Annotated in this window: 8 protein-coding genes; all 8 read right to left on the minus strand. The window is 40.6% G+C overall.

Annotated elements, in window-relative coordinates:
• A partial coding sequence (locus ADH54_RS12645) for a YSIRK-type signal peptide-containing protein (protein ID WP_152904029.1) occupies positions 1-992 on the minus strand: 992 nt, incomplete at its 3' end.
• 202 nt (positions 993-1194) lie between these two features.
• Positions 1195-2079 (minus strand): SPFH domain-containing protein, encoded by an 885-nt coding sequence (locus ADH54_RS01895; RefSeq protein WP_004235732.1) that lies wholly within the window; start codon positions 2077-2079, stop codon positions 1195-1197.
• 449 nt (positions 2080-2528) lie between these two features.
• A complete protein-coding gene (locus ADH54_RS01900) occupies positions 2529-3395 on the minus strand; it encodes a CHAP domain-containing protein (protein ID WP_049523804.1) in 867 nt (288 codons plus the stop codon).
• A complete protein-coding gene (locus ADH54_RS01905; RefSeq protein ID WP_049523806.1) occupies positions 3388-3732 on the minus strand; it encodes a phage holin in 345 nt (114 codons plus the stop codon). Before ADH54_RS01905 ends, ADH54_RS01900 begins: the two co-directional genes overlap by 8 nt.
• Positions 3719-4183: a hypothetical protein gene (locus tag ADH54_RS01910; protein ID WP_049523808.1), complete on the minus strand. Its 465-nt coding sequence runs from the start codon at positions 4181-4183 to the stop codon at positions 3719-3721. Before ADH54_RS01910 ends, ADH54_RS01905 begins: the two co-directional genes overlap by 14 nt.
• Positions 4184-4191: 8 nt before the next feature.
• Positions 4192-4827 (minus strand): hypothetical protein, encoded by a 636-nt coding sequence (locus tag ADH54_RS01915; RefSeq protein WP_049523810.1) that lies wholly within the window; start codon positions 4825-4827, stop codon positions 4192-4194.
• Complete coding sequence (locus tag ADH54_RS01920; RefSeq protein WP_049523812.1) at positions 4817-5029, minus strand: hypothetical protein; 213 nt, start codon at positions 5027-5029, stop codon at positions 4817-4819. The genes ADH54_RS01915 and ADH54_RS01920 overlap by 11 nt, the downstream gene beginning before the upstream one ends.
• The coding region (locus ADH54_RS01925; protein WP_049523814.1) for a tail fiber domain-containing protein at positions 5026-6166 on the minus strand (1141 nt) is incomplete at its 5' end. The genes ADH54_RS01925 and ADH54_RS01920, both read right to left, overlap by 4 nt.

Consider the following 6166-nt stretch of genomic DNA (forward strand, 5'->3'; position numbering starts at 1 on the left):
TAGATGGTGCGTTCACCAACAACACCTTCTTGAACAACTTTAGTTTGCCCTTTAGCTAAGGTTACATCTTCTTGTTCTATCGTTTGGAAAGCAACCTCCTCTGTAGTGACTAGCAATTCTGGTTTCTCTACTGTGGCATTTAACACACCTTCCTCAGGACTTGTTTTATAATCACTATTATTTTCTGCTTTCGGTTGTTCTCCTTGGGGATTTCCTGCAACTTCTTCCTTAGGCCCTATAGGCACAATTTCATCAGGAGCTTCAACAATTTTCTCAACTACGTAGGATGGTTGAGGAGATTGCACAAGGTCTTCAGTCGAGCTAAAATGAGATGCAGTCTGTGGTACAATCTTCTTAGATTGAGGTTCTGAACTGTCCTCCTTTGGAGATAATGCTGGCGACTCCACCTTATCAACAGAAAGTTCCTTGCTAGCACTATCTCTTACCAAATAATATCCCGTAAATTCATATCCTTGGACTGTTTCAGGACTTGGTAAAAACTGACCTTCTACTCTCTTAACAAGGGCTGGTTGCAATTCTACCAGATTTTCGAAAGCAGAGATGGATGCTCCCCAACCACCAACAGCAAAGACTGTCACAAGGAAGTAAGACGCTCCCCTTTTTCTCTTGATTAAAGTGAAGGAAAGCAATAATAATCCTGCTCCCAAGATAAACATCCCATCATTAGAAAACAGACCTGTTTCTGGTAATCTTGTAGCCAATTTTCGATAGACAAAGTAGTATTCTTTCCCCTCCTTTACTTCAATCTTATTTTCTTCAAACCATTGCAACTCAGATTTTAGCTTTTCAGGTAAATCCTGCTCATCCAAATAATGACTTGAAATTAGTTTTGAACTCATTTCTGTAGCCTGTACAGGTTGAGCACCCATACCAGCAAAAAATAGACTCGTTCCTAGCAAGACCGAACAAGCTCCTATTGCATATTTCCTCAAAGAAAAACGCTGCTTTCTCTCAAATTGAAATTCTTTCATCCCATCTCCCATCATTCATTATTACTGTATATTTAGTATATCAGAAATAGTCTGTATTCACAAATCTTTCTAGTTATTCCCTTATCATTCCAAGTTAATGGAAACAACATACAATAATGTTTATTTAAATGTATATCAATGCTCTTTGTTTTTCTTAACAAACGTAATACAAAAAGAGCCTGTTGCCAAGCTCTTTAATCTATTATTTCTTCTCAGCACGAAGGGCTGACAATATTTGTGTACGGATATCATCCACACCATTTGGCGTATTTGGTAAAAAGATAGTTTGGTTTCCTTTAGAGGCAAAGGTATTCAAGGTATCCAAATACTGGTTGGTCAATAGGATGGACATGATTTGTTCTTCTGTCATGCCAACATTGGCTTCCTTGAGTTCGGTGATAGACTCTGCTAATCCATCCACAATCGCCTTACGTTGTTGGGCAATCCCCACACCATGGAGGCGGTCTTTTTCTGCTTCGGCTTCAGCTGCAGTGACGATTTTAATCTTGTCGGCTTCCGCTAATTCTTGCGCTGCGACCCGTTTACGTTGCGCCGCATTGATTTCATTCATGGATTGCTTGACTTCTGCATCTGGTTCAACCTTGGTAATCAAGGTTTTCACGATAATATAACCGTAAGTAGTCATTTCTTCTGCTACTTGGTGTTGAACCTCAAGGGCAATCTCGTCTTTTTTCTCAAACAATTCATCCAAGGTTAATTTTGGAACAGAAGAGCGAAGGGCATCTTCGATATAAGATTTAATCTGAGATTCTGGACGCATGAGTTTATAGTAGGCATCTGTCACGCTCTGCTCGTTGACACGGTACTGGGTCGCTACATTCATCATAACAAACACATTGTCCTTGGTCTTAGTCTCAACCACAATATCACTTTGCAACAAGCGCAACTGAATCCGCGCTGCAATCGAGTCAATCCCAAAAGGCAAGCGAATGTGAATACCGCTATTGGCAACCTTTTGGTATTTCCCAAAGCGTTCAATAATCGCCACCGACTGCTGACGAACCACATAAACTGTACTCAGTGTGACTATCACCAATAGGAGCACACAAACCACCACAAAAATCATCAAAAATGTTGCCATTATCGTGACCTCCATTATTATTTTTTCCTGTATTATAGCACAATTGAAATGTGTTTACAAACGTTTATCATTGCTTATCAATAGTTGTGTTTTTGGCTTATTTTTCTTTTAAATCATTTCCATTAATTGCCATCGTTTTTTTAAATCGTATTCATCTTCGTATTCATTTTCATACTCATATTTGCCCGTATAGTTGAGAAGGTTTTAATTTAGTTCTAATAGTTTACAAAAGGATCAGTGACTAATTTCACTGTTTTTATTTTTAACAAAACCACTACTCTCATAAGCAGATGATTTTACGGATTTGAAATGCGTTTATTCGATTTATATTTCTTGGATTTTAAATCCATTTTTAAGCAAATAAAAAAACCGCAAGCCTGAGCCTGCGGTAAAAGAACGTTTTAGAAAGTTTCCTTTCTATTTATTTTTTAAAATTATTTCGTAGTAATGAGCCCATCTGGCTCAATTTTGAAGCTTTCTTTTTCAGCTAATCGGCCATCTTCAAGCATGAGGTAGTATCCGCCATTATATGGCACGAAAGTATTCGATACCATATCTCCATTCTCTGAATTGAGATAATACCATTTCTCGTAGTATTTAACCCAGCCAGTCTGCATAGCACCGTCTGCATTGAAGTAGTACCATTTGCCATTGATTTTCTTCCAGCCACTATTGGCCATGTAGCCATCTTTGTCAAACCAGTACCACTTACCGTCAGTATGATGTAGCCATTGACTCTCATACATATAGCCGTTTTCGTTGAAATAGAACCAATTTCCATCAACTGCTTCAAATTTAGCGGTTGGATATGAGCCGTCTTTACGACGCCACCACCAGCCTGTACCATCATGCTTCCAGCCTGATTCCTCTTCTTCAGGTGGCACGATATACCCCACAATCAAATCAACAGAGCGCTCATTGTAGCGACAAGGCCCACCGACTTCGAGATAGTCCCAGTTGCCATCAATATTCTGCTCAATCGTCTTGATTGTAGAGCCGTCAGAGTCCTCATAGACAAGACCAGTATGGCCATAATTCACTCCATCGCCTGCCACGAAGTTCTTAACGAAGAACCAGCCAGCTTTTGGATATTGAGCGCCATAGACGACTTGCAAGCCTGCTGATTCTGCGGACCGTAGCAAGTCGATAGCGTTCCCCCATAAACGAGTACCGAAATACTCGTAGATTCCGTAGCACGTCACATCAGCACATTGATAGCCGTACATTTTATCATAGTCAACCCCAGTCCCTGCATCAGCGTGAGCAATGAGGTCGTTAATCATATCTTGCTTCTTAGACATTCGCATCGTCTCCTTTCCAAGCGTCGTTCATCTGCTTCACGGCTGACTCTACAAAGGTGTCTAGGTCCTTGTCAGTCATGCTGATGTTGTATTTTGTCAGTTCTGCACGGATTTTATCACGAGCTTGCTCCAGTTTTTCATCACCTTTGTAGCCAGTTTCAGCCGCTACCTGCTCTACTGCGTGTACTGCATTTTTAGCTAGGATTTCAGCGATTTTTACCGCTTTCTCTCCACCTTTTCGCAAAAGATAATCTTTTACTGCTTTTACAATACTGCCTATTGCTACTGCTAAAAATCCTGTCGCAAAGGCAATGATGAGTTCATTAAATTGTGTCATATGTTTTTCCTTTCTCGTCTTCAACTAAGATGTCATCTCTAATCTGCAACGATTCAAAATTGTTGTACAAGTGGTCTATGTAGCCATTACCACCAAGAGCCTTATAGCTGTTGTGCATATTCTCGACTACATAGAACTCATCCTTGGTAGTAAACCCACGACGTATAGCCCTGCGAATATCACGATCGAGGCGCATCCTCATCGTTACAAGGTGCGCATCGTCGTGAAGTTTTAGCTTTGCCTGTACTTCGTCAATTTTGGCGTTGTTCTCGTCAGCAGTAATCTGGACATCTTTGATTTGTTTCTTGACATCATTCAATTCTGAAATGATTTGGTCTGTCTGTTCCTTGGTCTTCTTTGGCATTTTATAGCCAAGCCAAGCTACAACAATTGGTGTGGCAACTGGTAGCACGTTCATAAAGAAATGCTCTGTTGATTGTAAGATGTCCATAGTCACCTCTATTCCTTCCCTTCAAATTTCCAAGCGACACCCGTTCCATTTTGTTCCAAGGTGCCATTTGTCACAAATGCGCTGACAGGCTCACCATTATAGGTAAATTCCTTGTTAAGTTGAACCAAGATGCGTTTCCCTTCTCCATTCACTTCAACGTGTTCAGGGTCTTCAATGGTAATCAAGTCATGTGGTAAGTAAGTCTTACCAACTTCAGCTAGTGGAATCAACTCAACTAGCTCTTTGTAGGTCGTTCCATAACCAATATTCTTGCTCATGACAGAGTTCAACACAAGAACATGAATGACCTTCTGATTCACCTTCGAATTCTCTTCAGTCTGCTTAATAAGAGCTACAAGCTTGTTCTGTTCACTCTCGTTTTGCGCAATCTTCTGATTAGCCTGTTCAAGCTGAGCCTGTGCTTTAACGATGGCACTGCCCGGATCTAGCTCGGCTTTTAGAATATCCAGTACATCTTGAATCAAAACATCTTCTGATTCATTTGTGCGGTCTCCTACGAGCTCACGCATGTTCGTACTGTAACGATTGCCTTCTGATAAACGAATTTCAACTACTGTCTTGATATTATCTCCAAATCCTCGAGTATAAGGTTTGCTTGCTAGTTCATAATTATTAATTGCCATTTGTCATTTTTCCTTTCACTTCTTCAAATAACTCTTTTAGAGCTGGGTCATATTCTAGGACCTCTTTCATCGTGTGCAATTCGCTTGCTGCATACAAATAAAGAGCCTCGTTCTTAGCCGATTCTTGCTCACTGACTGCTAGTTTTTTAGTCAGCGAATCAAGTGTTAACTGATTTACTACTGCGTCCATGTTGTTATTCATGCTATTGTTTTCTCCATTTTTTCTATTTTTTGATTTAATTCTTGAATGGCCTTGATTAAGTAAGGCACCAGTGCGAATGTGTTATATGTGTAAACTCCATCTGGAGCCTCGCGAAAAGCGTCTGGAGCGTACTTCTGCACATCTTGAGCCATGATACCGCATGAGATATCCTCTACCTCATTATTAAATTCTTTTCGGTAACTATACGTTTTCAAACGATTAATAATATCAATCCCTGAAACACTACTCTCTTGAATGTTTGATTTCAGTCTGCGGTCAGAAGTATCGTTCGAAACTAGGAAATAATCTCTGACACGATTGGCTTTTTCCAGATAAAAATAATATGTACTGCTTCGTCCAATTTTCACGTATTCATTGGAATAAATCCAAGCGCCACCATCATAAATAATGTTACCAGTTACTTTTAGATCCCCCTTAACAATCGGTGTGTTCCAAAATTCAGCCGTGTTATAACAATACATCTTGCCATTATTTTTAACGAACCATGCATCGTATCCAGGTACGCTCCAATTGTCTCCCCAGTTAACCCAAAGAGCTGTTTGTCCACTACCGCCCTCACCATCGCCCATGCCGACCGAGAAGTGATTGCGACCAGTTAGCCAACGACCAGAACCTGAATCGTGAGTACCGATTTGGAATCCACCAATCCAGCCTTTATACCCCTCAAGAAGAGTAGATGATACAATGACCGATTGAAGTTGGTTTATAAACGCAGTTTTAGAAGCAAGCGTGTTCGTGAAGATATCGCTTGAAACAAAACGTCTTGCCATGGCCATATCCATGACTAGCTTATCTGCTGTAATTGAATCGGACTTCAAAACCTCTGTGTTTAAGGTCGCAAAGTTCCCTTCACCGACGAATAATCGTTTGAAATAACCGTCAATAGCCGTCAGTTGATCGGCTAAGGTCTTACCTTTGAATCGAATCTTTTCAGCTTCAACCAAAATTTGATTGTTCGTCGCATTGATTTGAGAAACTATTGAACCTGCGCTTGTCAGATTTTGAACGGACCATGAACCAGCTAACTGACTTTGAACCGAGCGAACGGCTTCTTCTGTGTCTTCGGGAGCTTCTTTATAGTCCGTCGCGACAGAACCTCTTTCGAGTTGAACATCT

The organism is Streptococcus pseudopneumoniae (assembly GCF_001072315.1).
In the GTDB taxonomy this organism is placed as follows: Bacteria; Bacillota; Bacilli; order Lactobacillales; family Streptococcaceae; genus Streptococcus; species Streptococcus pseudopneumoniae_R.